Source organism: Neisseria sp. P0008.S002 (assembly GCF_051962805.1).
Classification (GTDB): domain Bacteria; phylum Pseudomonadota; class Gammaproteobacteria; order Burkholderiales; family Neisseriaceae; genus Neisseria; species Neisseria perflava.
Genome location: NZ_JBQCUY010000001.1, coordinates 341,068 through 367,994 on the forward strand (window position 1 = coordinate 341,068; position 26,927 = coordinate 367,994).

Below are 26,927 nucleotides of genomic sequence, written 5' to 3' on the forward strand. Positions count from 1 at the left end.
TTTATTCTAAAATAAACGTTAATTTAAATAAAATTAAGTGCTTATTATGAAAACAAGCAAATGAAATTTAAAAAAAGGCCGTCTGAAAACTTCAGACGGCCTTTTCAATTCAGCTTAAAGACTTAAGTCTTATGCCAAACCTTTTGCTTTCAACACTTCCAGCATGGTAGTGCCCAACTCGGCAGGGCTGCGGGTGTAAGCGATACCGGCTTTTTCGAAAGCGGCGAATTTTTCTTCGGCAGTACCTTTACCACCGGAGATAATCGCACCGGCGTGGCCCATACGTTTGCCTTTAGGAGCGGTAACACCAGCGATGTAACCTACAACAGGTTTGGTTACGTTGGATTGGATGTATTCGGCTGCTTCTTCTTCCGCAGTACCGCCGATTTCACCGATCATGATGATGGCGTCGGTATCTGGGTCTTCTTGGAAGAGTTTCAGTGCGTCGATTTGGTTCATACCAGGAATCGGGTCGCCGCCGATACCAATACAGGTTGATTGACCCAAGCCCAGTTTGGTGGTTTGTGCTACAGCTTCGTAAGTCAATGTACCGGAACGGGAAATAATACCGATGCGGCCCGGAGTGTGGATGTGGCCCGGCATAATACCGATTTTGCACTCACCCGGAGTAATCACACCAGGGCAGTTAGGGCCGACCAAGCGGGTACCGTTGCCGTTGGTTTCCAAGTAACGTTTGGCTTTGAGCATGTCCAAAGTAGGCACGCCTTCGGTAATCACAACGACCAAGCCTACGCCTGAATCAACGGCTTCAACGATAGAGTCCAATACAAACGGAGCTGGAACGTAAATTACAGATGCGTCTGCGCCGGTTTCTTTAACGGCTTCTTTCATGGTGTTAAACACGGGCAGGTTCAGGTGGGTTTGACCGCCTTTGCCCGGGGTAACGCCGCCGACAACTTTAGTGCCGTAAGCCAGAGCTTGTTCGGAGTGGAAAGTACCGTTTTTACCGGTGAAACCTTGAACCAATACTTTGGTGTCTTTATTAATCAATACGCTCATTCTTTTCTCCTTAGGCGTTTACGGCTGCAACAATTTTTTCGGCTGCGTCATTCAGGCCGTCTGCAGAAGTCAGTTTCAGACCTGATTCGTTCAGGATTTTCGCGCCGAGTTCGGCATTGTTACCTTCCAAACGAACAACGACAGGAACGTTGACGTTGATTTCTTTAACGGCTGCCACGATGGCTTCCGCAATCATGTCGCAACGTACGATACCGCCGAAGATGTTGATCAATACGCCTTTAACGGATTTGTCTTCCAGAATCAGTTTGAACGCTTCAACCACGCGGTCTTTGGTTGCACCGCCGCCAACGTCCAAGAAGTTGGCAGGTTGGCCGCCTTTGAGTTTGATGATGTCCATAGTGGCCATCGCCAAACCGGCACCGTTAACCATACAGCCGATGTTACCTTCCAGGGCAACATAGTTCAGGTCGAATTCAGAAGCTTTCAGCTCACGTTCGTTTTCTTGAGATTTGTCGCGCAATTCAGCGATTTTTGGCAGGCGGTAGAGCGCGTTGCTGTCGATACCGATTTTGCCATCTACGCAAGCCAGCGCGCCATTTTCGCGAACTGCCAATGGGTTTACTTCAAACAGGGCGAAGTCGTTTTCGATAAACGCTTTGTACGCGCCGGTCATCAGTTTGACGAACTCGTTGATTTGTTTGTCTTTCAAGCCCAGTTGGAACGCAACTTCGCGAGCTTGGCAAGGTTGCAGGCCAACCAGCGGATCAACGGTTACTTTGAAGATTTTTTCTGGAGTTTCGGCAGCAACTTTTTCGATTTCCACGCCACCTTCGGTAGAAGCCATGAATGTAACGCGGCGGGTAGAACGGTCAACCACTGCGCCCAAGTACAGCTCGGTTTGAACCGGATACATGTCTTCGCAAACCAAAACGCTGTTGACAGGTTGGCCGTTGGCATCGGTTTGGTAAGTTACCAAGTTGGTGCCAATCAGGCTTTCAGCCACTTCTTTAGCTTCTTCGCGGCTTTTAACGACTTTTACGCCACCCGCTTTACCGCGGCCGCCGGCGTGTACTTGTGCTTTGACAACAGCGAATTTACCGCCCAATTTGTCGTAAGCTGCAGCGGCTTCTTCGCCGTTGTGTGCCAAAATACCGCCTTGTACGGGCAAACCGTAGCTAGCCAGCAGTTCTTTAGCCTGATACTCGTGTAAATTCATGGATTTCTCCTTAAGGTGAGTGGGTTTTAGGAATCGCCCTGCGGCCAATCCCATATTTTCAGACGGCCCTACTATTTACTGAAAGGCAACCACATCCGCGCCAGCAGATACATGGTTGCGCCTCCTCCTCCGAGAATAAAAAAGACAATGCCTTTTTTACGCGAATTCGGGCAGAGCAGATAAACGGCAAGGCTGAAACTGATAAACAACAATGCCACGCGCCAAACCAATTCTTTATCTTTGAAACGGTTGAGCGTATAAGTTTCGGTCATCATCACATACATCTGCCACAATGCGGCCATACACATGCTGATGATGCCCATCGGTATAAAGAAAATACCGACTATTTCTTTGTTCATAATGAATGTAAATGCTGTTTGTTTGTCTGACGGAATTATAAATCAGAAAACGAAGCTCTCGGAACATTCAATTTGTCGGAGGTCTTAAGGCCGTCTGAAAAATTTCAGACGGCCTTAATGTCTATCAACCGTGCAAAGCGCGTTTGTCGGCCGCCAATGCAGCTTCGTGAACCACTTCGGACAAGGTTGGGTGGGCATGGATGATGCGGGCGATGTCTTCGCTGCTGGCGAAGAATTCGAGCGCAGTCACGCCTTCGGTAACCAATTCGCTGACAACCGGACCAATCATGTGTACGCCTAAGATGCGGTCGGTTTTGGCATCTGCCAATACTTTGACCGTACCTTTGGCTTTGCCCATTGCCAATGCGCGACCGTTTGCGCCGAAACCTGAAGTACCTTTTTTGTACTCCACGCCTTCGGCTTTGAGTTGCTCTTCGGTTTTACCCACCCAAGCGATTTCAGGGTCGGTGTAAATCACGAACGGTACGTTGTTGAAGTCGATATGCGGTTTTTGACCGGCAATGCGCTCTGCAACGGCAACACCTTCGTCACTGGCTTTGTGTGCCAACATCGGGCCGCGAACCACGTCGCCGATTGCCCATACGTTAGGCAGATTGGTACGGCATTCGCCATCTACTTTGATAAAGCCGCGTTCGTCTTTTTCCAAGCCTACGGCTTCGGCGTTCAGGCCTTTGGTGTTTGGAATACGGCCGATGGCAACAATCAGTTTGTCGAATACTTCGGTTTTGGCTTCGCCGGCAGCAGTTTCGTAAGCAACGGAAACGCCTTTGCCTTCAGATTTGATGTCGCCGATTTTCACGCCCAATTCGATGCTCAGACCTTGGTCTTTGGTGAAGTATTTGAAGGCTTCCTTGGCGATTTGTTGGTCGGCGGCAGCCAGGAAGGTCGGCGCGGCTTCAAGAATGGTAACTTCTGCACCCACGCGGTTCCATACGGAACCCATTTCCAAACCAATCACACCGGAACCGATCACGCCGAGTTTGGCAGGTACTTCGGTCAGATTCAATGCGCCTTCGTTGTCTAATACGTTCACGTTGTCTATAGCAACTTGTGGCAGCGGACGCGGTACGGAACCGGTCGCTACGATGACGTGTTTGGCTTCGATAACGGTTTTCTCGCCTTTGTTATCGACTTCGATTTGATAAGCATCGCCATTTTTACCAGCAAAAGAAGCAGTACCGAACAGGCTGGTTACTTTGTTTTTTTGGAACAGGAATTTCACGCCGCCGGTCAGCTTGGTTACGATGGCATCTTTGCGCTCAATCATTTTGGCTGCGTCGAATTTTACGTCGCCGACAGTGATACCGTGTTCTGCAAAATCGTGTTGCGCAGCGTGGAAATGTTCGCTGGATTGCAACAGGGCTTTAGAAGGGATACAGCCTACGTTCAAGCAAGTACCGCCCAATGCTGGGGCGTTGCCTGCTTTGTTAACGCCTGCGTCAACGCAAGCGGTTTTGAAACCCAGTTGCGCAGCACGAATGGCGGCAACGTATCCGCCCGGGCCTGCACCAATCACTACTACATCATATTGAGACATCGTGTCATCCTTTGCTTTTGCAGTATCTCAAAATAAAAACGATACTTTTTGTTTCTTTTTTATTTTGAATGACTGCGTTTTGATGGTTTTAAGAAAAGGCCGTCTGAAAGTCTATATCTGCCGATTCATTCGAATCAAATGTTTCAGACGGCCTCAATCGTTCGTTGAGCCTATTGTAGCACGATACTACATTACGCTACATCTAAATAAAAATTCAGACGGCCTTTTCATTAACAAATAAAAGGCCGTCTGAAACGATTACAGATCCAACAACAGGCGTGCTGGGTCTTCCAACGCGTCTTTAATGGCTACCAAGGTCAATACAGCTTCGCGGCCGTCAATGATACGGTGGTCGTAAGACAGAGCCAGATACATCATTGGACGGACAACAACTTGACCGTTTTCAACCACAGCGCGCTCTTTAGTGGCGTGCATACCCAAAATCGCAGATTGAGGCGGGTTGATGATCGGGGTAGACATCATAGAACCGAAAGTACCGCCGTTGGTAATACTGAATGTACCGCCGGTCAGATCTTCGATAGCGATTTTGCCGTCTTTTGCTTTTTTCGCGTAATCAACAATTGCTTGTTCGATGTCGGCAATGCTCATTTGGTCGGCATCGCGCAGGATTGGCACAACCAAACCGCGTGGGCTGCCAATTGCGATACCGATGTCGAAGTAGCCGTGGTAAACGATGTCTTTGCCGTCAACAGAAGCATTCACAACCGGGTATTTTTTCAGGGCGGCAACAGCGGATTTAACGAAGAAGGACATAAAGCCCAATTTCACGCCGTGTTCTTTCTCGAATTTATCTTTGTACTTCGCACGCAAGTCCATGATTGGTTTCATGTTGACTTCGTTGAATGTAGTCAAAATGGCGTTTTCTTGTTGAGAAGCCAAGAGGCGTTCTGCAACACGGGCACGCAGGCGGCTCATTGGTACGCGTTCTTCAGGACGTGCGCCGGCAGGAAGTGCAACGGCAGGGGCTGCGGCTGCGGCAGGTTTGGCAGCGGCATTTTGTACGTCTTCTTTCAATACGCGACCGTCACGGCCGGAACCTTGCAATGCGTTCACGTCAACACCGGTCTCGGCAGCCAGTTTGGCGGCAGCAGGCATAGCGGCGTTGTTTTGTGCAGCAGCAGGAGCGGCGGCTGGGGTAGCTTCGGCAGGCGCGGCGGCTGGGGCTTCAGCAGCGGCAGTAGCAGCTGTATCGATGCGAGCCAAAACTTGGTCGGCAACAACGGTTTCACCGTCTTGAGCTACGATTTCAACCAATACGCCGGCTTGTGGAGAAGGGACTTCCAAAACCACTTTGTCAGTTTCGATATCGATCAGGATTTCGTCACGGGCAACTGCTTCGCCAACTTTTTTCTTCCATTCCAAGAGCGTGCCCTCAGATACGCTTTCAGACAGCATAGGTACTTTTACATCAATAATCATTTTGTGTCTCCAATGGCCCTTTCAGACGGCCTGTTGTGTGTTTTTAATTCTGCATATGGGCATTCCGCCTGAACAATTTCAAACGGAATGCCACTAGGTTTACAACGCCAAAGCGTCTTCAACCAATTGTTTCAATTGAGCAATGTGTTTGCTTGAGTAGCCCACTGCAGGCGATGCACTGCTTGGACGACCGGCATAAGACAGTTTTTGCTCTTCGCTGATAACGTCTTCGATACGGTGGCGGATTTGGTAGAACGCACCTTGGTTTTTCGGCTCTTCTTGCGCCCAAACCACAGATTTTGCGTTCGGGTATTTCGCCAGTTCAGCTTTAACCTCATCGTATGGGAACGGATACAGCTGCTCAACGCGGACGATAGCAACATCATTTTCCAGTTTACGCTCGGTACAGCCGGCTTCCAAGTCATAGTAAACCTGACCGGCACACAATACCACGCGTTTCACGCTGTCGTTGCTTGCACGTTCTGCGGTATCTCCGATAACTGGACGGAAAGTCGAACCTTCGGTGAAGTTTTCCAGCGGACTCATTGCACCTTTGAAGCGCAACAGGCGTTTGGACATGAAAATCACCAGCGGTTTGCGGTATGAACCCAAGACTTGACGTTGCAAGAGGTGGAACATTTGCGACGCTTCAGACGGCATGATGACTTGCATATTGTTCTCAGAACACAGTTGCAACCAACGTTCTACACGTGCAGAAGAGTGCTCAGGGCCTTGACCGTCGTAACCGTGCGGCAGGATGGTGGTCAGACCGCACAAACGACCCCATTTGGTTTCGCCTGAAGACAGGAATTGGTCGATAGTTACTTGCGCGCCGTTAGCGAAGTCACCGAATTGCGCTTCCCAAATGGTCAGCTTGTCAGGAGCGGAGCAGGCAAAGCCGTACTCGAACGCCATTACGGCTTCTTCGTTCAAGATAGAGTCGATAACCAGGAACTCGCCCAAGCCTTCGCCCATGTTGCGCAGAGGAACATAAGTACCGTCGTCCCATTTTTCGCGTTTTTGATCGTGCAGAACGGCATGACGGTGTGAGAATGTACCGCGGCCGGAGTCCTCACCAGAGATACGCACGCCATGACCTTTGGTCAGCAGGCTTGCGTATGCGAGGGTTTCGGCCATACCCCAGTCGATGGCTTGTTTGCCGGATGCCATGGCTTTACGCGCTTCGATCACACGTTTTGCAGTCGGATGCAGGGCAAAGCCTTCCGGTACAGCGGTGAATTTCTCAGTAAGACGCTCAATGTCGGCGGCAGGCAAACCGGTTTCGATTTTTTCGCGCCAATCTTTGCCTTGGTATTTGCTCCAGTCGATTTGTGTGCGTTGGAAATTGCTCAACGTTGTTTGTTCAACATGTTCGCCTTTGTCCAAAGCATCACGGTAGGCTTGGATGTAACCGTCAGCCTCAGCTTGGGTTACCACGCCTTCGGCAATCAGTTGCTCGGTGTACAAAGCACGCGCACCTGGGTGTTGCGATACTTTTTTGTACATCATCGGTTGGGTCAAGGTCGGATCATCGCCCTCGTTGTGGCCCCATTTACGGTAGCAGACAACATCAACCACGATGTCTTTATGGAATTTTTTGCGGTAATCCAAGGCAGCTTGGATGGCAAAGCAAACGCGTTCAGGATCATCGCCATTCACATGGATAACCGGAGCGGAAACCATTTTCGCGATATCGGTACAGTGTACGGTTGAACGGGTATCGCGGGTATCGGAAGTCGTAAAGCCGATTTGGTTGTTGATCACGATGTGAACAGTACCGCCGGTGGTATAACCGCGTGTTTTAGACAGGTTGAATGTTGCTTGGTTAACACCCAAACCGATAAATGCGGAGTCACCATGAATCAATACCGGCAAGACTTTATCGCGGCCGTTTTCGCCCAAACGTTTTTGTTTGGCGCGTGCAGAACCTTCTACTACTGGATTAACGATTTCCAAGTGTGACGGGTTGAATGCCAAAGAAACGTGCATCGGGCCGTGTGGCGTAGCAATGTCGGAGCTGAAGCCCATGTGGTATTTCACGTCGCCGCTAGGCAATTTGATTTCGGCACGGCCTTCAAATTCGGCAAACAGATCAGCCGGTTTTTTGCCCAAAATGTTAACCAAAACATTCAGACGGCCACGGTGTGCCATACCGATGATGACTTCTTCCACGCCGTCTTTACCGGCGTTTTGAATCAAATAGTTCAAACCGGCAATGGCACTTTCGCCACCTTCGACACCGAAACGTTTTTGACCGACATATTTGGTATGCAGGTAGCGTTCCAGAGTTTCGGCAGCAGTCATTTCTTTCAAGATACGGCGTTTTTGTTCAACGTTGTAGCTTGGTGTAGACAGTACGCTTTCAAAATAATTACGAACCCAACGACGCTCTTCGGTATTTGGAATGTAGATGTACTCTACCGCGATATGGCCGCAGTAGGTTTGTTTGAGGTTACTGATGATTTGGGACAGAGGCAGTTTGCTCTGACCGGAAAAATCGCCCTCGCCCATATTGAACTGAAGTGCCATATCGGCATCTGACAGACCGTGGAATTTAGGATCGAGAGCTTCAATATTTTGAGGAGGAATACGTTTGAGCGGATCAAGTTGGGCTGCACCCACGCCTTGGATACGATAGGCAGAAATCAGTCGCAAAACGCTGACTTGCTTTTTCATCATTGCCTCATCCACACCGCCTGCGACGGCTGCGGCAATTTTCTTTTTAGCCAAAGTGGCAAATGATTCACGAATCGGTGTATGGGCAACATCGACAGCGACTGCGCCCGGCTGTTTACTCAAATCGGTAAAGTACTGTTTCCATTTTTCATCGACAGATTCCGGATTATCCAGAAACTTTTCATACAACTCCTCGATGTATGGCGCATTAGAACCAAACAGATAAGAGAAATTGAGTTTTTCGTCCATCATGGCGTGAGCTCTTTTCTTTAAAATATAAACAAAGGGTAGAATCCCGTGTTCTCCGAACGGAATTCAGGCCGTCTGAAATGACACTTTATTCTACCCTATTTCAAATCAAATTACCTGCTATCAACTTAATTAATTACGACCAACCTCATTGAAAACGGCAATTCGATTTTTTCAAACGACTTTTCAACAATATATTAATGTATTGTTTATTAGCGTTTATCTACCGGAACGTAATCGCGACGTTCTGCACCGGTATAAAGTTGACGTGGGCGACCGATTTTCAGTGCCGGATCGCTAATCATTTCATGCCAATGAGAAATCCAACCTACACTGCGCGACAATGCGAAGATAACGGTAAACATTTCAGTTGGAATGCCCAATGCAGACAAGACGATACCAGAGTAGAAGTCGACGTTTGGATACAGCTTGCGTTCAACAAAGAATGGGTCTTTCAGTGCAATTTGTTCCAATTCCATCGCCAGCTTGAATTTAGGACTGTCTTCCAAGCCCAATTCTTTTAAGACTTCATAACAGGTTTCGCGCATGATGTTGGCTCGTGGGTCCATATTGCGGTATACGCGGTGACCGAAGCCCATCAGACGGTATTTGCGTTGTTTCACACCTTCCATGTATGCGGCAACATTAGACACATCGCCGATTTCATCCAGCATCTTCAACACAGCTTCGTTTGCACCGCCGTGTGAAGCACCCCACAGACAGGCGATACCAGCAGCGATACAGGCAAATGGGTTCGCCCCTGAAGAGCCTGCCAAACGTACGGTCGAAGTAGAAGCATTTTGCTCGTGGTCGGCATGCAAAATAAAGATGCGGTCGAGCGCGCGGGCCAAGACTGGATTAGGTTTGTATTCTTCACACGGTGTGGCAAACATCATGTGCAAGAAGTTTTCAGCATAGGAAAGGTTATTTTTTGGATAATTGAACGGCAAACCGTTGGAATAACGGTAACACATTGCCGCAATGGTCGGAATTTTGGAGATTAAGCGGTAAATCGCGATTTTGCGGTGTTCAGGATTGGTAATATCCAAGCTGTCTTGATAGAAAGCAGACAAAGCGCCAACCACACCCACCATCATCGCCATCGGGTGCGCATCGCGACGGAAACCGCGGAAGAACCAAGTCAACTGTTCATGCACCATAGTATGGTGGCTGACTGTAGCATCAAATTCTTTTTTCTGTTCGGGCGTAGGCAGCTCGCCGTAGATCAACAGGTAACAAACTTCCAAGTAATCGGATTTTTCGGCCAACTGCTCGATAGGATAACCACGGTAATATAACAGACCTTTATCGCCGTCAATATAAGTGATTTTGGATTCGCAACTTGCAGTGGACACGAATCCTGGGTCGAATGAAAACAGACCTGTATTTTTTGTCAACGCACGGATGTCAACCACATCATGGCCGATACTTGCTTCCAATACTGGCAGTTCCAAGGTCTCTTGATTTGGGGTGGTGAGCTTGACTGATTTAGACATTCTTAAACTCCTTTGTAAGTTGGGGCTTTCGTTGCCGCCCAAGCGGCACGGTCCTTTTTTCAGACGGCCTCAGTATGGAAAAAGCTTGTTCGGATTGGCATCGCAAACAAGCTCTATAACACATCATGCCTGTCTGATTTTTTCAAGCATGGGAATCAGGTGTTTCTTGTCCGTTGCCGAATGTCCGTTAATCAAGGCAAGCAACTCTTGGTCTTGAAATTCGAGGATTTCGGAAAATTCGGACAACTCCTGATCACTCAGGTGCTCGAATTCTTTTTCCATAAACCTGCCGAAGATTAAGTCTAGTTCTAACAATCCCCGGCGGGTTTGAAAACGGATTTTCCGTTTGGCAATATCGTCAAAAACCATCATTTCTTAAACGGCTCGTTTCAACATAATCTCTTTAATCTTACCGATGGCTCGGGTCGGATTCAAGTGTTTAGGACATACGTCTACGCAGTTCATAATGGTGTGGCAACGGAACAAACGGTATGGGTCGTTCAGATTATCCAAACGCTCATTAGTGATGGTATCACGGCTATCCGCAATGAAACGGTAAGCATTCAGCAAGCCAGACGGACCAACGAATTTATCAGGATTCCACCAGAATGACGGGCAGGCAGTCGAACAGCAGGCGCACAAAATACACTCGTACAAACCGTCCAACTCTTTACGCTCTTCCTGAGTTTGCAGACGCTCTTTGTCCGCATCGATAGGGTTGTCGTTGACAACGTAAGGTTTGATTGAGTGATATTGTTTGAAGAACTGGGTCATATCCACAATCAGGTCGCGGATAACAGGCAGACCTGGCAGAGGGCGGATTTTAACCGGCTGTTTCAGGCTGCGCAGATCGGTCAGACATGCCAAGCCGTTTTTACCGTTGATGTTCATACCGTCAGAACCGCAAATACCTTCGCGGCAAGAACGGCGGAAAGACAATGTATCGTCTTGTGCTTTCAGGCGCACTAAAGCGTCCAAAAGCTTAACGTCGGTTGGTTCCAATTCCAACTCGTAACGTTGCATATAAGGTTTGGCATCAACGTCCGGGTTGTAACGGTAAATTTCAAAACTCATTTTTTCCATGAGAAGTGTTCCTTTTCTCATAAACTGCTCAATGATTTTGTATTATGAATTCAAGCAGTTCAATGTGGGTATGGTTAGGTTTCAGACGGCCTTTAAGGTAAAGGCCGTCTGAAAACTCATCAATAAACGCGTTTAGCCGGTTTGATGTATTCCACGCTCAAAGGCTTGGTATGTACCGGTTTGTAAGACAAAGTATTGGTATCTGAATGATACAGGGTATGTTTCATCCAGTTTTCGTCATCGCGCTCAGGATGGTCGTCTGAAGCGTGTGCGCCACGCGATTCTTTACGTGCTTCGGCAGACACCAAAGTCGCTTTCGCTACTTCAATCAGATTATCCAACTCCAAAGCTTCGATACGCGCGGTATTCCATACTTTGCTCTTGTCTTTGATTTCAGTACGTTTCACGCGCTCGGCAATCTCCATGATTTCTCGAACGCCTTTGCTCAGAATCTCATCGGTACGGAACACACCGGCATGCAGTTGTACGGAGCGTTGCAGTTCGCGACGCAATGCATCAACGTTTTCACCATCGGTTTGGTTGTCCAAACGCTCGATACGTTGGCGGGTCAACTCACCGGCATTAGCAGGCAGAGGTTTCCAGTCGCTTTGCTCTTTGATGAATTTAATCATGCTGTCGCCGGCAGCTTTACCGAATACCACCAAGTCCAACAGGGAGTTGGTACCCAAGCGGTTCGCACCGTGCACGGAAGCACAAGCACACTCACCTGCCGCATACAGACCTTTTACAGGCACTTCGTAATCTTCACCTTGCGGAACGACAACTTCGCCATGGTAGTTAGTCGGAATACCGCCCATCATGTAGTGGGTAGTCGGCACAACAGGAATTGGGTCTTTAATCGGGTCGATACCGGCAAACTGGATGGAAATCTCGCGGATGCCCGGCAGTTTTTCCATAATTTTTTCTGCGCCGATATGGTCGATTTTCAGCAAAACGTGGTCTTTGTTTTTACCACAGCCGCGACCTTCGTAGATTTCCATCGCCATCGCACGGGAAACCACGTCACGGGAAGCCAAGTCTTTTACGGTTGGAGCATAACGTTCCATAAAGCGTTCGCCATCGGCATTCAACAGAATACCACCCTCACCGCGCACACCCTCAGTAATCAATACACCGGCACCGGCTACACCGGTCGGGTGGAATTGCCAGAATTCCATGTCTTCCAACGGAATACCTGCACGGGCACAAATACCCAAACCATCACCGGTATTCATATAAGCATTGGTTGAAGACGCATAAATACGGCCGCCACCACCGGTAGCAAACATCACGGCTTTAGCGTGGAAAATATAAACTTCGCCGGTTTCCATTTCCATGGCGGTTACACCGACGACGTCGCCGTTTTCATCACGAATCAAATCTTGTGCCGTCCATTCCACAAAGAATTGTGTATTGGCACGGACGTTTTGTTGGTACAAAGTATGCAACATCGCATGACCGGTACGGTCGGCAACCGCACATGCACGTTCTACCGCACGTTTACCATGTTCGGCAGTATGACCACCGAAAGGACGTTGGTAGATTTTGCCACTTTCCACACGGTCAAAAGGCATACCCATGTGTTCCAACTCAATTACGGCTTCAGGCGCGGCGCGACACATAAACTCAATCGCATCTTGGTCGCCCAACCAGTCAGAACCTTTCACGGTATCGTACATATGCCAATCCCAACGGTCTTCTTGCACATTACCCAATGAAGCAGAAATACCACCTTGAGCCGCTACAGTATGAGAACGGGTTGGGAAGACTTTAGACAAAACAGCACAATTCAGGCCGGATTTAGACAATTGGAGGGCTGCGCGTAAACCTGCACCACCACCGCCAACAATCACGGCATCAAACTTGCGAACAGGATAACCCATATTTACCCCCAAATTACTTTAACAGAATACACCAAGCAGCCTACCAACCAAACGATGGTGGCAACTTGTAAAAACAAACGCAGACCGAAAGGCTTAATGTAGTCCATCCACAAATCGCGGATACCTACCCATGCATGCAGGAATACAGCCAAGAAGCTCACTTGGGTAAATACTTTTACCCAAGTTTGATCAAAAAATGCCTGCCATGCCGAATATTCTTTAGGCAACGTAAACAAAACAACCAAAAGAACCACGGTGTACACCAACATGATGACCGCAGTTGCACGTTGCATTGCCCAATCGCGCAAACCGTAATGCGCACCTGTCAATTTACGTTCTACCATAACAAAGCTCCCAAAACGACGGTCAGAATCAAAGCAGAAGCAAATACAACTTTAGCAGTAGTACGGGCAGTATTTAATTCCAGGCCTTTATGCACATCCAAAAACAGAAAGCGGATACCGGCGAAAAAGTGGTGCAGATATGCCCACAACAGACCGATAAGGATCAGCTTCACAAACGGATTGGAAATAGCAGTACGATATGCTTCAAACGACGCTTCGCGATCCAGCGTTCCGGAGAAGAAATACAAGAGAACAGGCAGCATCACAAACAAGCCGACGCCGCTGATACGGTGAAGAATAGATACAATCCCCGGTATGGGCAATCGGATATTCGGAATTTCCAAAAATACCGGGCGTGATTTGGCGGACATGGTCAGTTCCTCTAGATTTATTATCAGCTCAAAACCTATAGCTCAGCACTACAATAAGCTACATAAACCATAATTTACCTGTTTTATCTCATTTTGAACAGTGCAATTTATGAATGCTCTAATGATTTTTACCAAAAGACTAATAAAATCAAACAATCATTCTTAGATTTTTTTTTGTGTGGCTAGCCTTTTTTGTTACTTTCCTGCAATTAAGCCATCTCCCCATCAAAGCACTTACGATAACATCATTATTGTTTGAGAATTGTATCTATTGTGAGATAAATTCTCACTCTTGATACCTAATCTTTACAAAGGCATAAGCCATTCTTAACTTATTACCATTGCATTATCATCACTACTCTTACATAGTTATACATTCAAAGACATTTCATCCGCCCAAAATAGACTAAAATACGACGTAACACCAACCATGTTTCCATACCTAAAAAGGAAGCTGCATCATGACACACTCCCCTCATCAAAACACACCCGATCCGGAAGACTACATCCCCTCCTTCCGCCGTCGAAACTTAGACACATCCGGCTTCATGAAAAAACTCGGACGCTTTGCCGGTCGCTTGGGTAAACCTGTCGTCCGCCAGCTTTATGCGCTTTATTATCTCTGGGAATCCGAACATACACCCAAACGTGCAAAAATGATTATTGTCGGCGCACTGGTTTACTTCCTCAGTCCTATTGACAGCATTCCCGACCTTCTGATTCCATTTGGCTTCAGCGATGACATTGCCGTCATTGCGCTGGTTTATTCTCAGATGAAAAACTATCTGACCGAAGATATTCAAGAAAAAGCCCGTCAAGCGGCTGACAAGCTGTTTGGTTCTTAATTGGATAAAGTCCGACTACACATATATAAATACAAAAAGAAGGTCGTCTGAATATTCAGACGGCCTTCTCAGTTTATGACTTTTTATTTCAAAGGCTGCATACCCATAACTTCCATCAGGAAGTTGGTAAACGCAGGATTGCTTGGTTTGGTATCCATGTTTTTCCAACGCTGTTGCCAACCGCGCAAAGCACCTTGGATGTACTGTTTGGATTGCTCGGTAGTAATTTCACCACGTTGGCTGTCAACGGCAGAACGCAGATAAACTTCGTACATACTGTCATCGACAGAGTTGCGTCCCACTTGTTGGATACGGAAGCGGTTCAAATATTGTGCAGCCTGAACTTTGGTCAGACTACCTTGGCTCACTTGGGTACTCAAGCGACGTGCTTCATCATGAATCTTGGAAACATCTGCCCAATGCGAAGGAGCTAAATGATAACCGGTAGCTGAAACTTGTGAATCAGCCTTAGGTTTCTTAACGTTGGTTGGTCGAACTGGCACTTCTTTCAATGTTGGAACATAAATCGATTCACAACCGGCAAGTGCCGCCACAGCAAAGATAGGAAGAATGTATTTTTTCATAATGCGCATTATAAGCATGATTCGTTGAAGAAACCAACTTTTGAATAATGGTATTCAAAGCTCATTAACTGAATTACAACAGATTTCATACGATATCTCAAGCCCATACGCAAAAAAGGCCGTCTGAAAACGGCCTTTTAACAACAATCCTATATTATGCCAAATCGGCAAACAGAGGCGTAGAAAGATAGCGTTCGCCATATGATGGCAACAAGACAACGATCAACTTACCTTCGTTTTCAGGTTTTTTAGCCAGTTGCAATGCGCTCCATACTGCGGCACCTGAAGAAATACCTACCAAAATGCCTTCTTTTTCAGCCATAGCGCGCGCAGTTTCAAACGCTGCCTCGTTAGGTACTTTGGAAATGCTGTCGTAAACAGTCGTATTCAAAACGCTGGGGATAAAGCCTGCACCCAAACCTTGAATCGGATGCGGACCTTTCTCGCCACCGCTCAATACTGGGGAAGCTTCAGGCTCGACAGCCACGATTTGAACTTCGGGTTTGTATTTTTTCAATACTTCGCCCACACCGGTAATCGTACCGCCTGTACCTACACCGGCCACGAAAATATCTACTTTACCGTCTGTATCGCGCCAAATTTCTTCGGCAGTGGTTTTGCGGTGAACTTCAGGATTAGCCTCGTTATCAAATTGGCGCGGCATAAAGTAAGTATCTGGATGTTCGTCCACCAAAGACTGGGCTTTAGCAATAGCGCCCGCCATACCTTCGGCAGCAGGTGTCAAAATTAGCTCTGCACCGAATGCACGCAGCAGCATTTTGCGTTCTTTACTCATGCTTTCAGGCATAGTAATCGCCAATTTATAACCGCGGGCCGCACACACCATGGCCAAACCGATACCGGTATTGCCACTGGTTGCCTCGACGATAACGGTATCTTTATTGATTTTACCGGCTTGCTCGGCCGCTTCAATCATAGATTCGGCAATACGGTCTTTCACGCTGCTGCCTGGATTAAAGAATTCAAGTTTAACGGCGATTTGCGCTTTTAAACCTTCGGTCAGGCGGTTCAGTTTCACCAGAGGTGTGTTGCCGATCAGCTCGGTAATATTATTTGCAATTTTCATTTCCTGCTCCTGATTTAGATGTAATACAGCCTGCATATTAAACTCAGGCCGTCTGAAAAACCAATATCGAAAATTTCTTTCTTTATAACTTTTGGTTCAAGCGCGGTCAATATCCACTGCGCTCAAAAATCAATGTAACGGCAACTACAGCCTGCATCACGACGGCAACCATCCAACCTGCCCACATCTGCCGCATACTGAAAAGAGAGGCAGACTGCTTGCAAACAACCACTCTGTGCAGATAAAACACCAGCATCAGGACGCCCTGCAATGCAAACCAATAAATGGGTTTCAAAGCATAAATTTTCAGCAAGGCCGCCCACGCAAAAACCGCGCCCGCCAGCGGCAAGATGAAATAAACCACGCCTACCAAGAAAACAAAAGCCAAAGTCATGACGACATTGGAAACCGCAAATAAGGTCAAACCGGCATATTCGCCTGCCGACCAAAACTTTTTGTCTTCCGTTTTACTGCAGTCATCAATAAAGAAGAAAATACTGGCGATTGTCAGATAAAAATGAGGGATGAACAAAGGGCCTGTATGCGTAAAGCCCCATATTCCGGGCAACAAGCGTGCGCCCAGTGCCGAAATCCCCAGCCACAACAACACCGTAGCCCAAAGCCATTGAAACCGCTGCGCGCGAAAAATAAATGCCAACGATACCGCAGCATACGCGACGGCAAACCAAAAATCCAAAGAAACCATCATGAATACTGCAACTCGCCTTCAAAAACAGTTTCCGCAGGGCCGGTCATTTGCACATCGCCACCTTCTTCCCAACTGATAAACAATTCACCTCCAGGCAGAGTAACACGCACAGGCGCACCCGCTTTCAGCAAGCCATTGCGCACGCCTGCCACCACGGCCGCACACGCTCCAGTGCCGCAAGCCTGAGTTTCCCCCACCCCGCGTTCAAACACTCGCAGGCGGACTGACAATTCATCTTCAACCTGCAAAAAGCCGACATTGACCCGTTCAGGAAACTGCTCGTGCGATTCAATAGCGCCGCCCCAATATTCCACCGGCGCAGTCTCAACATCATCAACCAAAATCACCGCATGCGGATTACCCATATTCACACAGCTTACCGGTACAGACTCCAAACCGACCAAGACAATATGTGTCAGCGCATCTTCATTTTCACCATGTGCAGGCACAAACGGAATTTCAGACGGCATGAAACGCGGTTTACCCATATTGACGGTAACCAAACCGTTATCCAACAGCTTCGGTACAATAATCCCTTTGGCCGTTTCGACCAAAATTTCCGTTTTATCCGTCAAACCCTTATCCGCGACAAAACGCGCAAAACAACGCGCTCCATTGCCGCACTGCTCTACTTCCCGACCATCGGCATTGAAAATGCGGTACCGAAAATCGACCGCATCAGAAGAAGGCTTCTCCACTACCAAAAACTGATCAAAACCCACGCCGCGATAGCGGTCTGCCCATTGGGCAAGCGGCGCAGTCAACGGATCAAAGTCCTGATCGATGGCATTAACCACCATAAAATCATTGCCCAAGCCGTGCATCTTCGTAAATTTCAAAGTTTTCATTATTTATTCACATTCTTATTAAATCATTATTTCGGCACATTCTACACCAGAATGATATATTCGTTTCTATCTTGTTTCTCAGACGGCCTTGCGCCCTTTTACCAATACTAACACCAGCCACCCCGCAAAAATACTATACTTCCCACATTACAAATATTTCTTATTACAAGGATACACATTATGAAAAAAATTCTCTTACCTGCCCTTTTGGCCGCTTCACTCAGCGCATGTACAGTCGGCACGCCCGGTGTTTCCGTCGGCTTAGGCGTCGGCACCAGCATCGGCCGCCATGTCGGCCTGGGTACATCCATCAACATCCCTGTCGGCTTGGACAAAACCAAAACCACCAAAGGCACGGATTCAGACGGCATCCGTATCTCAGAAGAACAAATCGTGACCTATTTTGATGCACACGGCACACCCAGCAACAGCGCAGTCAAAGGTGGCTTCCATCGCCAACTGATCAGCAAACGTAACAACGAATACGTCGTCCAAGACTTTTACAGCGACAACAGTCAAAAACGCACGGACCCCTACGTTCTCAGCCGTAACCAACTGATGCAGTTCCGCGCCACGCCAAGCAATGGCTCGTTAACCACTTACGCCTACAACGGCACGGTGATGCAGCAACAAGTATTCCAAAACGGCAAATTGGTTAACGCCAAATACTAAAGGCCGTCTGAAACGGCTGAGGAGCATGTGAAACTTGATTACAAAATATTTTTAACATTCAAACATTTGAAATATTTTGCACCATTTCCTTAAAAATATTGATTGACACATTTTTTCCAGCCATTATAATACGCCCCATTCCCCGATAGCTCAGTCGGTAGAGCGACGGACTGTTAATCCGCAGGTCCCTGGTTCGAGCCCAGGTCGGGGAGCCAAATTTAAAAGCCTGAACTTCTGTTCAGGCTTTTTTACATCAATAAGGAACGCTTGTTCTTTCCCAAAGAAAGCCCATGAATCCTCATAATAAAAAAGGCCGTCTGAAACCCAAATCTGGCTTCAGACGGCCTTTTATTTATTTTTAAATCAACGGAAGAAGTCGCCCATGCCTGCCGGCAGGCCTTGGGTAAATGCACCCATGGTTTTGTTGGTCGTTTCTTCGGCTTTTTCAGAAGCGGCATTGATAGCGGCCAATACCAAATCTTCCAGCATTTCTTTGTCGTCTGCGGCTTCTTGAATCAAATCAGGGCTGATTTCAAGTTTGCGAACAACGTGCGAACACGTCATCACAACTTTCACCAAACCATTGCCTGCTTCACCTTCAACTTCGGTTTCAGCCAGCTTGGCTTGTGCCTTTTTCATGTTTTCTTGCATTTGTTGAGCCTGTTTCATCAGGCCGCCTAATCCGGCTTTTCCGAACATGTTTTACTCCTATGGGTTTGAATAAATGGGTTTCACTCATGCCGTCTGAAAAACGCTATTGCCTTTCAGACGGCCTTGTATGTCAGTATTTTAAGAATGCCCTACTAACTCTAAAGAATCCGGCAGCCATTGCGCTTCAAAGATTTGCAAAATTTTCTGCGCCGTTGTATCCGCTTCCAGCAAATCTTGCGCCTGCTGCCGTCCTTCTTCTTGAATACGTTTGCGGCGCATCACCGGCGTTTCCCAGCCTTTATCATCCTGCCAAGGCTCGGTTTGCAGCCTTAAATTGCCAAGATGGTAAGCCTCGCTCAACGTCTGGCAGATTTTGTCCAAGCGCTCTTTATTGGCAGTAGCTTTGGCCTCATCCGTCAACGACAGCATGATTAATCCTGCTTCCGTATCATAACTCGTCCATGCCGCATTTTGTGCCAACATCTGCGCCGCGCCTAATTTACGGGCAAATCGTTCGATAATGCTGTGCCAATTCTCAGTTTTAAACTCAGGCAAAGGAGCGAACTGAAGCTCTTCTTCATCTCCCTCCTCTTCTTCAGACACAACCGGCTGCAGTACTTCCATCACATCAGCACGGTGTGAATCTTCATATGCATATGCTTCATCAAAATACGGAGGTGGAATTTCCTCATCTATGTGCGGATATTCTTCCGGTTCAGGGGCCGTCTGAACTTTTGCAACAGGCAATGGCTCCGCAGTTTCTTGCATCTGCGCCGTTTGTGTTTGAGGCGGCTCAGCCGATACTTGGCTCGGCATGTCTTCCCAAGGCGGGACATCCCCCTGTTGTTGAGCAGACTGAATAGTTTCTTCAGACGGCCTTTCAACGATATCCTGTTTAGTCGAAACAGCCTCTTTCTCAACCGCCGGTGCTGCTATCGGCTCAGATTTCGGCAGCTGAAAAGGCTTTTTTTCGGCCTCAGCTTTCTGATGGTCGGAATGCAAATCCGTGTGTTCAATCTGACTTTGCGTATCGCAACCCGAAGCGGCCAACGGCGCAAATGCAAGCATGCGCAAAAGCGTCATGACAAAACCGGCATACTCGTCTGGAGCCAGCGGTAAATCCTGTTTACCATGAATAGCGCATTGATAATAAAGCTGAATCTGCTCGCCACTCAAAGCCTGACTTAATCGCTGCAAAGTTTCACGTTCAGGATCGTCATTTGCCAAGGCGGAAGGAATGGTTTGAATCAAAGCCAAACGTTGCAACAACATGGCCAATTCTGCCAACGCGCTGTCAAAACCAATCGCTCTGGCGGACATTTCCTGAGCCTTTTCCAGCAAGGCTTCCCCGTTTTGATTGATGATTCCTTCAAGCAATTCAAACAAGTATTGTTTATCGACCGCTCCGATCATCTGGCGGACATCTTGTTCGGCCACTTTACCCGAACCCATGGCAATCGCCTGATCTAAAAGGCTCAACGCATCGCGCATCGAGCCGGCGGCGGCACGGCCTAAAAGTTGCAAAGCCTGTGGCTGATAAGGAACGTTTTCACGATCCAAGACATGCGCCAAATGCTCGGCAACCTGCTGGGTTGTCATGTTGCGCAACACAAATTGCAAACAGCGGCTCAATACAGTAATGGGGACTTTATGCGGATCGGTGGTCGCCAAAATAAATTTAACGTGTTCAGGCGGTTCTTCCAAAGTCTTCAGCATGGCATTGAACGCGCTTTTGGAAAGCATATGCACTTCGTCGATGATATAGACTTTGTATTTACCCGCAGTCGGCGCGTATTGCGCGTTTTCCAACACTTCGCGGATATTGTCGATACCGGTATTCGATGCCGCGTCGATTTCCAATAGATCCACATAACGGCCGCTGTCGATTTGCGTACAGCTTTCACACTGACCGCACGGCTCACCATGCACGGCATTTTCGCAGTTCAGGCTCTTGGCCAAAATCCTGGCAATCGTGGTCTTACCCACACCGCGTGTCCCTGTCAGCAGATAGGCATGGTGCAGACGGCCTTCGTCCAGCGCGTTACGCAGGGCTTTGACGACGTGTTCCTGACCGACCAAATCGGCAAAGGTTTTCGGACGCCATTTTCGTGCAAGAACTTGATAAGCCATGTTGTTTCTCTACGGGAAATAAATCGGAAGGCCGTCTGAAAAGAATTCTCCGCTTTTCAGACGGCCTCAGAAAATGGCATATATTCTAGCATTTTTTTGATTTTTATTAAGGATTTTCTATCAAACCGACAGCGACAGCATGTCATTGCAATGTTAGAATGCTACATAAATGATAAGTAATTTGAAGTTTGAAACATCATGTCCGAAATCATACTACGCAACCAATCAGCCACTATGCAAGTAAATACAATGGGCGGATATATTGATTCCCTGATTCTAAAAGGATGGGAAGTCTTATTTCCGAAAACCAGCGTTCAAGTAGGCGATGACACAAAATTACGCGGCGGCATGCACGTCTGCCTACCTCAATTCGGACCTGACAGCAAAAATCATCTGGCCCAACATGGTTTCGGCAGAACTTCAGACTGGGAAATCCGCCATCAAAATGAATCAGATATCGGCTTAAAATTAATCAGCACAGAAAAAGGCTATGAACACGTCGAATGGTTGCTCGATTACAGTCTGCCTAACGAAAATGAAGCCATCGCCATCCTAACTGTCTGCAATTACGGCGAATCACCCATCCGCACGTCCCCAGGATTCCACCCCTACTTTACCGCCGCCGGCACACAATTTGATTTCAACGGCGCCCCATACGATGCCGACTATATCTCCCATACCGAATTTGTTTCCTCCGACCAGGATGCACACGTTGCATTTGACGGCTTGAAACTGGATATCCGTACCCACAATCTGCCTGTGTATGCCCTTTGGAGCGATCGAAACGGTCAATATACTTGTGCAGAGCCAACCGCAGAAGGCAATGCGTTTTTATCCCCTGCCCGAGGAGGACAGTTTGTTTCAGGACACAGCAAAAAACGTTACGCCATGAAAATCAGACTGATAGCTTAACCCCCTTTACAAATCCTCGATATTTAAAAACCACCCCAAAGGGTGGTTTTCTTATGGCTTACAGGCCATTGTTATTGATTGCATTCGCAATATCGCGTACCGCTGTTACATACATACGGCTGTGGTTGTATTGCCATACCGTGTAGAAGTTATTCAGACCCAAATAGTATTCAAATACGCCCGGGCTGGTCTCCAAAGCATACAGCACAGCTTTTTCATTATCGGCAATAGCAGCTTGAGGCACGACACCCAAAGCTTTGAAATCTGCGACAGTGCGCGTCAAGGCAGTTTTCTCATCGATAATCGCCTGCAAGTGCGGAGTAATTGTCAGACTTACCGGCACAACCATCTTACCGCCGGTCTGCCAGCCATGCTGTTTCATATAATTGGCGACAGAAGCCGCCACATCGCCAACATTATTCCAAATATCGCGATGACCATCACCATCATAGTCCACCGCCCATTTACGGTAGCTTGAAGGCATAAATTGCGGCATGCCCATCGCGCCGGCATAGCTGCCTTTGAAGTCAAAGATATTTTCTTTTTCTTCTTTTGCCATCTGCAAAAGTTCACTCAATTCATTTTGGAAAAACTCGGCACGGCGAGGATAATCAAAGGCCAATGTACTCAAGGCATCGGCAACGCGGAAGCTGCCTGTATTTTTACCATAATTGGTTTCAATCCCGAGAATCGCCACAATCAATTCGGCAGGTACGCCGTATTTGCGTGCCACATCATCAATTGCGGCACGGTTTGCCGCATAGAATTGTCTGCCGCCGTTAAATTTGGCTGCACCGGAGTTACCGGTACGGAATTCATACCAAGGACGCGAAGTGCTTGGGCGGTACATAATAGTAATAATATTGCCTTTATACACCACGCCATTGAAGAAGTTACGCAATTCTTCCGCACTGAAACGACGGTTTTTCACTTCATATTGGATAAACTGCTGAACATTGACGTTTTCATTAAAACCGCTGCTGGCAACAGATTCAGCCGCAGCATCAAATACAGGTCGTTTTGCAGAGGAAACAGGCTCGACAGGTTTTGCCGTATCAACAGTAGGCTTTTGCGGAGTGCCGCATGAAGCTAAAGCCAAAGCAGTCAAACCTATCCCAAAGATTTTGATTTTATTCATAAATAATCTCTTTACTAAATAATACGACAAACCCGAACACGAATGAATATTCGGCCAATACATCATCTCTTCATATCAACCGCTATATTTCTAGACAAACTCAAAAATATAGACAAATCGATATTTACTTACTTCGACTCAAGCACATAAACAAGGCCGTCTGAAATCCAAGGAAACCCTTGATTTTCAGACGGCCTTGAATGAATCAATTACTCAGCGGCTGCAACAACAGCAACGGTAATTTTAGCAACAGCGTCAGTGTGCAGAGCCACTTCAACTTCGTATTCGCCAACAGCTTTCAATGGGCCGTTAGGCAGACGTACGTTTGCTTTAGCAGCTTGGATACCGGCAGCAACAATCGCTTCAGCGATGTCGGCATTGGTAACAGAACCGAACAGACGACCATCAACACCGGCTTTTTGAGCAACAGTAATGGTTTGGCCTTCCAGTTTTTCTTGACGGGCTTTAGCATCAGCCAAGATTTCAGCTTGTTTGGCTTCCAATTCAGCGCGGCGTGCTTCGAATTCTTTCATGTTGGCTTCGGTTGCACGTTTTGCTTTACCGGCAGGGATCAGGAAGTTGCGCGCGTAACCGTTTTTAACGGTAACGATGTCACCCAAGTTACCCAGACCGCCGATTTTTTCTAACAGAATAATTTGCATGATTTAAACTCCAAAATTATTTGTGTTGATCGGTGTAAGGCAACAGAGCCAGGAAACGGGCACGTTTCACAGCAGTAGCCAACTGACGTTGGTAGTGTGCTTTAGTACCAGTAATGCGGGCAGGGATGATTTTGCCGTTTTCAGAGATGAAGTCTTTCAACAAATCAACTTGTTTGTAATCAACTTCTTGGATTTTTTCAGCCGTAAAGCGGCAGAATTTTCTACGTTTGAATGATTGACGAGCCATTGTCGTTTAACCTTTATATTCTTTAATGTTCTGTATGCGTAGTACCGGCTTGGGGAAGCGTTGGCTGCGTTGCGCCAAAAAACCTTCCGACTCGATGATAGCATCTTGCCGATACTGCCATTCCTCAGCCTGCTTACCTAAAATCCGCGCGGGAATCTCAAACTTGACCAGACATTTCTGTCCGTTTTCTTCCTGCCAAGACTCATGTTGCAACACAACATCTAAAACAGGAATCCCTGCCGGCGTATATCTCAAAGGCTGAATCTGCAAGATACGGGCGGTAAGCTTAATCAGATTGTTCAATCTTATTCGGCTGCTGCAACTTCTTCAGCCGCACCGTTCAGCAAGTTTTTTGCTTTTTCGCCGCCCAGCATTGGGGAAGCTTCAGTTACAGCGTGTTTTGTTTTGATGGTCAGGTGACGCAGTACGGCATCATTGAAGCGGAAAGCAGTTTCCAACTCTTCAACCACTTCAGGAGTAGTTTCGATATTCATCAAAACATAGTGTGCTTTGTGGATTTTGTTGATTGGGTAAGCCAATTGACGACGGCCCCAGTCTTCCAAACGGTGAATTTTACCGTTGGCTTCAGTAATCATGGTTTTGTAACGCTCAACCATAGCAGGCACTTGCTCGCTTTGATCAGGATGAACGATAAACACGATCTCGTAATGACGCATGTTATCTCCTTATGGATGATTAAAAACAGCCTTTCACCATGCGAAGTAAAAGGCAAGGCAAAGAGGTCGAATTTTATCCGCATTTCTTAAAAAATACAAGTCCGGATTCAAAATCCACTTTCTTTTCAATCAAAAAACAACATTAGGCCTTATGGTTATTTCCTAGCAATCCACTCAACTATCTGCCAAAAATCTGCTAAAATCTGCCCCATCCTAATAAATACAGCATCAGAAGGCACACAATCATGGCTCTTTTGCAGATTTCCGAACCCGGCATGTCCGCCGCCCCCCATCAACACCGCCTCGCCGTAGGCATTGATTTAGGCACAACCAACAGCTTGGTGGCTACCGTACGCAGCGGCAGCGCAGTCTGCCTGCCCGATTCAGACGGCCGCACCACCCTACCTTCAGTTGTCCGTTATTTGGATGGCGAAGTTGAAGTCGGCAAAAACGCCCTTTCTGCCCAAAAAACCGATCCGCTAAATACAGTCAGCTCCGCCAAACGCCTGATCGGCCGTACCCTTACCGACCTCGCACAAGAGGCGCAATACCTGCCCTATCGATTTACACCCAATGAGCGCGTGGTCGAGTTAAACACCCGTCAAGGTGCAAAAACGCCTATCGAAGTATCTGCAGAAATCCTCAAAGCCCTCAAATTGCGCGCCGAAGAAACATTAGGCGGAGATTTGGTTGGTGCTGTCATTACCGTACCTGCCTATTTTGATGATGCCCAACGTCAAGCCACCAAAGATGCCGCACGTTTGGCAGGCTTGAATGTCTTGCGCCTCCTCAACGAGCCGACTGCCGCCGCAATCGCCTACGGACTGGACAACGCCTCAGAAGGCACGTTTGTCGTTTATGACTTGGGTGGCGGCACATTCGACGTATCCGTATTGCAACTGACTAAAGGCCTGTTTGAAGTTAAAGCCACCGGCGGCAACAGCGCATTGGGCGGCGACGACTTCGATCATCGTTTGTTCTGCTACTTGCTCGAACAAAACGACCTTTCCAAACTCAACGAACAAGACAGCCAACTTCTGCTTTCCCTTGTCCGTACTGCCAAAGAAAAACTGACCACTCAAACCGAAGCCGTCATCGAGACCACGCTTTCAGACGGCCATAAAATTCATACCGTCATTACCCGCCAAGAGTTTCACAATCTGACCCAAAATCTGGTACAAAAAACCATCGAGCCCGTCAAACAGGCTTTGAAAGACGCAGGCGTGACCAAGGCAGATGTCAAAGGCGTGATTATGGTTGGCGGCTCTACCCGTATGCTGCACGTTCAACAAGCAGTTGCCACCTTCTTCGGACAAACCCCACTGAACAACCTCAATCCTGACGAAGTGGTCGCACTCGGTGCCGCCATACAGGCAAACGTCCTTGCAGGCAACAAAACCGACGGCGAATGGCTGCTGCTGGACGTTACCCCCTTATCGCTTGGTCTGGAAACCTACGGCGGCCTTGCCGAAAAAATCATCCCGCGCAACTCCACCATTCCTACCGCGCGCGCGCAGGACTTCACCACTTTCAAAGACGGTCAAACCGCCATGACAATACACGTCGTACAAGGCGAGCGCGAACTCGTTTCCGACTGCCGCAGCCTTGCCAAATTTACCCTGCGCGGCATTCCGCCCATGGCAGCAGGCGCAGCACGTATCCGCGTGACCTTCCAAGTTGATGCCGACGGTTTACTGTCCGTTTCCGCACAAGAACAAAGCACCGGTGTACAGGCACAAATCGAAGTCAAACCTTCCTACGGCTTGAACGACAGCACCATCACCCAAATGCTCAAAGACAGCATGAGCAACGCTGCCGAAGACATGGCAGCCCGCGCCCGAGCCGAAGCCGTAGTCGAAGCCGAAAGCCTGACCGACGCCGTCAACGCTGCTCTTGAATTGGATAGCGATTTATTGGAAGCTGAAGAATTGCAACAGATTCAACAAGACATCGCCAACTTGCAAGGCCATCTGAAAGACGGCAAAGCCGAAGACATCCGTGCCGCCGTTGCCAAACTCAGCCACAGCACCGACAACTTCGCCGCCAAGCGCATGAACCGCAACATCCAACGCGCGTTAACAGGGCAAAGCGTTGATAATATTTGATGCC

27 protein-coding genes and 1 tRNA gene are annotated in these 26,927 nt (G+C 47.8%); 5 read left to right on the forward strand and 23 right to left on the reverse strand.

All coding sequences use genetic code 11. The features are described 5' to 3' along the window. Nucleotides 1-129 precede the first annotated feature (129 nt). The 12 genes from sucD to sdhC form a co-directional block, all read right to left on the reverse strand. Entirely contained in the window at nt 130-1,020 is an 891-nt protein-coding gene (gene sucD, locus ACTHSA_RS01610) for a succinate--CoA ligase subunit alpha (protein ID WP_002221113.1), read from the reverse strand. 10 nt (nt 1,021-1,030) lie between these two features. Then, nucleotides 1,031-2,197: an ADP-forming succinate--CoA ligase subunit beta gene (gene sucC, locus ACTHSA_RS01615; RefSeq protein ID WP_003675098.1), complete on the reverse strand. Its 1,167-nt coding sequence runs from the start codon at nt 2,195-2,197 to the stop codon at nt 1,031-1,033. Between the two features lie 71 nt (nt 2,198-2,268). Then, nucleotides 2,269-2,556 (reverse strand): hypothetical protein, encoded by a 288-nt coding sequence (locus ACTHSA_RS01620; RefSeq protein ID WP_004519272.1) that lies wholly within the window; start codon nt 2,554-2,556, stop codon nt 2,269-2,271. Nucleotides 2,557-2,680: 124 nt separating this feature from the next. After that, a complete protein-coding gene (lpdA, locus tag ACTHSA_RS01625; RefSeq protein ID WP_440378787.1) occupies nt 2,681-4,114 on the reverse strand; it encodes a dihydrolipoyl dehydrogenase in 1,434 nt (477 codons plus the stop codon). 258 nt (nt 4,115-4,372) lie between these two features. Beyond that, entirely contained in the window at nt 4,373-5,554 is a 1,182-nt protein-coding gene (odhB, locus tag ACTHSA_RS01630; protein ID WP_004519270.1) for a 2-oxoglutarate dehydrogenase complex dihydrolipoyllysine-residue succinyltransferase, read from the reverse strand. A gap of 99 nt (nt 5,555-5,653) precedes the next feature. After that, nucleotides 5,654-8,482: a 2-oxoglutarate dehydrogenase E1 component gene (locus ACTHSA_RS01635; RefSeq protein ID WP_070625932.1), complete on the reverse strand. Its 2,829-nt coding sequence runs from the start codon at nt 8,480-8,482 to the stop codon at nt 5,654-5,656. Nucleotides 8,483-8,691: 209 nt separating this feature from the next. Beyond that, nucleotides 8,692-9,975 (reverse strand): citrate synthase, encoded by a 1,284-nt coding sequence (gltA, locus tag ACTHSA_RS01640; protein ID WP_004519267.1) that lies wholly within the window; start codon nt 9,973-9,975, stop codon nt 8,692-8,694. Between the two features lie 123 nt (nt 9,976-10,098). Next, the gene (locus tag ACTHSA_RS01645) at nt 10,099-10,347 is read right to left on the reverse strand and encodes an FAD assembly factor SdhE (protein ID WP_003678830.1); all 249 of its coding nucleotides are present in this window, start codon (nt 10,345-10,347) and stop codon (nt 10,099-10,101) included. A 3-nt stretch (nt 10,348-10,350) separates the two neighbouring features. After that, on the reverse strand, nt 10,351-11,058 hold the full coding sequence (locus tag ACTHSA_RS01650) for a succinate dehydrogenase iron-sulfur subunit (RefSeq protein WP_003678833.1): 708 nt from the start codon (nt 11,056-11,058) through the stop codon (nt 10,351-10,353). Between the two features lie 119 nt (nt 11,059-11,177). Next, complete coding sequence (sdhA, locus tag ACTHSA_RS01655) at nt 11,178-12,941, reverse strand: succinate dehydrogenase flavoprotein subunit (protein ID WP_049336762.1); 1,764 nt, start codon at nt 12,939-12,941, stop codon at nt 11,178-11,180. 2 nt (nt 12,942-12,943) lie between these two features. Then, nucleotides 12,944-13,285 carry a succinate dehydrogenase, hydrophobic membrane anchor protein gene (sdhD, locus tag ACTHSA_RS01660; protein WP_003678837.1) on the reverse strand — a complete coding sequence of 114 codons (342 nt, stop codon included), beginning with the start codon at nt 13,283-13,285 and terminating at the stop codon, nt 12,944-12,946. Beyond that, a complete protein-coding gene (gene sdhC / locus ACTHSA_RS01665) occupies nt 13,279-13,656 on the reverse strand; it encodes a succinate dehydrogenase, cytochrome b556 subunit (RefSeq protein WP_049336763.1) in 378 nt (125 codons plus the stop codon). Before sdhC ends, sdhD begins: the two co-directional genes overlap by 7 nt. 461 nt (nt 13,657-14,117) lie before the next feature. On the opposite strand from sdhC, the gene ACTHSA_RS01670 reads away from it, so the two are divergent. After that, complete coding sequence (locus ACTHSA_RS01670) at nt 14,118-14,501, forward strand: YkvA family protein (protein ID WP_049329785.1); 384 nt, start codon at nt 14,118-14,120, stop codon at nt 14,499-14,501. Nucleotides 14,502-14,584: 83 nt separating this feature from the next. Here the strand turns inward: ACTHSA_RS01670 and ACTHSA_RS01675 are convergent, their stop codons facing one another. From ACTHSA_RS01675 to dapF, 4 genes are all read right to left on the reverse strand, one after another. Then, nucleotides 14,585-15,085 carry a membrane lipoprotein lipid attachment site-containing protein gene (locus ACTHSA_RS01675; protein WP_371440888.1) on the reverse strand — a complete coding sequence of 167 codons (501 nt, stop codon included), beginning with the start codon at nt 15,083-15,085 and terminating at the stop codon, nt 14,585-14,587. 154 nt (nt 15,086-15,239) lie between these two features. Next, on the reverse strand, nt 15,240-16,172 hold the full coding sequence (cysK, locus tag ACTHSA_RS01680) for a cysteine synthase A (protein ID WP_107723629.1): 933 nt from the start codon (nt 16,170-16,172) through the stop codon (nt 15,240-15,242). A 106-nt stretch (nt 16,173-16,278) separates the two neighbouring features. Beyond that, the gene (locus ACTHSA_RS01685) at nt 16,279-16,881 is read right to left on the reverse strand and encodes a hypothetical protein (RefSeq protein ID WP_049336767.1); all 603 of its coding nucleotides are present in this window, start codon (nt 16,879-16,881) and stop codon (nt 16,279-16,281) included. Continuing rightward, entirely contained in the window at nt 16,878-17,729 is an 852-nt protein-coding gene (gene dapF / locus ACTHSA_RS01690) for a diaminopimelate epimerase (protein WP_049336770.1), read from the reverse strand. The genes ACTHSA_RS01685 and dapF overlap by 4 nt, the downstream gene beginning before the upstream one ends. Nucleotides 17,730-17,909: 180 nt before the next feature. On the opposite strand from dapF, the gene ACTHSA_RS01695 reads away from it, so the two are divergent. Together ACTHSA_RS01695 and ACTHSA_RS01700 are read left to right on the forward strand one after the other, a co-directional pair. Then, nucleotides 17,910-18,401, forward strand: a complete 492-nt coding sequence (locus ACTHSA_RS01695; RefSeq protein ID WP_049336771.1) for a hypothetical protein — start codon at nt 17,910-17,912, stop codon at nt 18,399-18,401. Between the two features lie 139 nt (nt 18,402-18,540). Continuing rightward, nucleotides 18,541-18,616: transfer RNA gene (locus tag ACTHSA_RS01700), tRNA-Asn, on the forward strand. 148 nt (nt 18,617-18,764) lie between these two features. On the opposite strand, the gene ACTHSA_RS01705 is transcribed toward ACTHSA_RS01700, so the two are convergent. Together ACTHSA_RS01705 and dnaX are read right to left on the reverse strand one after the other, a co-directional pair. Further along, entirely contained in the window at nt 18,765-19,100 is a 336-nt protein-coding gene (locus ACTHSA_RS01705) for a YbaB/EbfC family nucleoid-associated protein (protein ID WP_003678854.1), read from the reverse strand. 90 nt (nt 19,101-19,190) lie between these two features. After that, nucleotides 19,191-21,182: a DNA polymerase III subunit gamma/tau gene (gene dnaX, locus ACTHSA_RS01710; RefSeq protein WP_070625934.1), complete on the reverse strand. Its 1,992-nt coding sequence runs from the start codon at nt 21,180-21,182 to the stop codon at nt 19,191-19,193. 198 nt (nt 21,183-21,380) lie between these two features. On the opposite strand from dnaX, the gene ACTHSA_RS01715 reads away from it, so the two are divergent. Next, complete coding sequence (locus tag ACTHSA_RS01715; RefSeq protein ID WP_004519255.1) at nt 21,381-22,094, forward strand: aldose epimerase family protein; 714 nt, start codon at nt 21,381-21,383, stop codon at nt 22,092-22,094. Between the two features lie 58 nt (nt 22,095-22,152). Here ACTHSA_RS01715 and mltB read toward each other — a convergent pair whose 3' ends face one another. The 5 genes from mltB to rpsF form a co-directional block, all read right to left on the reverse strand. After that, nucleotides 22,153-23,232: a lytic murein transglycosylase B gene (mltB, locus tag ACTHSA_RS01720; protein ID WP_070625936.1), complete on the reverse strand. Its 1,080-nt coding sequence runs from the start codon at nt 23,230-23,232 to the stop codon at nt 22,153-22,155. Nucleotides 23,233-23,441: 209 nt separating this feature from the next. Next, entirely contained in the window at nt 23,442-23,894 is a 453-nt protein-coding gene (gene rplI, locus ACTHSA_RS01725) for a 50S ribosomal protein L9 (protein ID WP_003678862.1), read from the reverse strand. Nucleotides 23,895-23,910: 16 nt separating this feature from the next. Beyond that, complete coding sequence (gene rpsR / locus ACTHSA_RS01730) at nt 23,911-24,141, reverse strand: 30S ribosomal protein S18 (protein WP_003678863.1); 231 nt, start codon at nt 24,139-24,141, stop codon at nt 23,911-23,913. Between the two features lie 6 nt (nt 24,142-24,147). Beyond that, on the reverse strand, nt 24,148-24,450 hold the full coding sequence (priB, locus tag ACTHSA_RS01735; RefSeq protein WP_210386334.1) for a primosomal replication protein N: 303 nt from the start codon (nt 24,448-24,450) through the stop codon (nt 24,148-24,150). Continuing rightward, nucleotides 24,447-24,818, reverse strand: a complete 372-nt coding sequence (rpsF, locus tag ACTHSA_RS01740; RefSeq protein ID WP_004519252.1) for a 30S ribosomal protein S6 — start codon at nt 24,816-24,818, stop codon at nt 24,447-24,449. Before rpsF ends, priB begins: the two co-directional genes overlap by 4 nt. Nucleotides 24,819-25,063: 245 nt before the next feature. Between rpsF and hscA the strand changes: the two genes are divergently transcribed. Next, nucleotides 25,064-26,923, forward strand: coding sequence for a Fe-S protein assembly chaperone HscA (gene hscA, locus ACTHSA_RS01745; protein ID WP_070625942.1), 1,860 nt, complete (start codon nt 25,064-25,066; stop codon nt 26,921-26,923). The last annotated feature ends 4 nt before the right edge of the window (nt 26,924-26,927 follow it).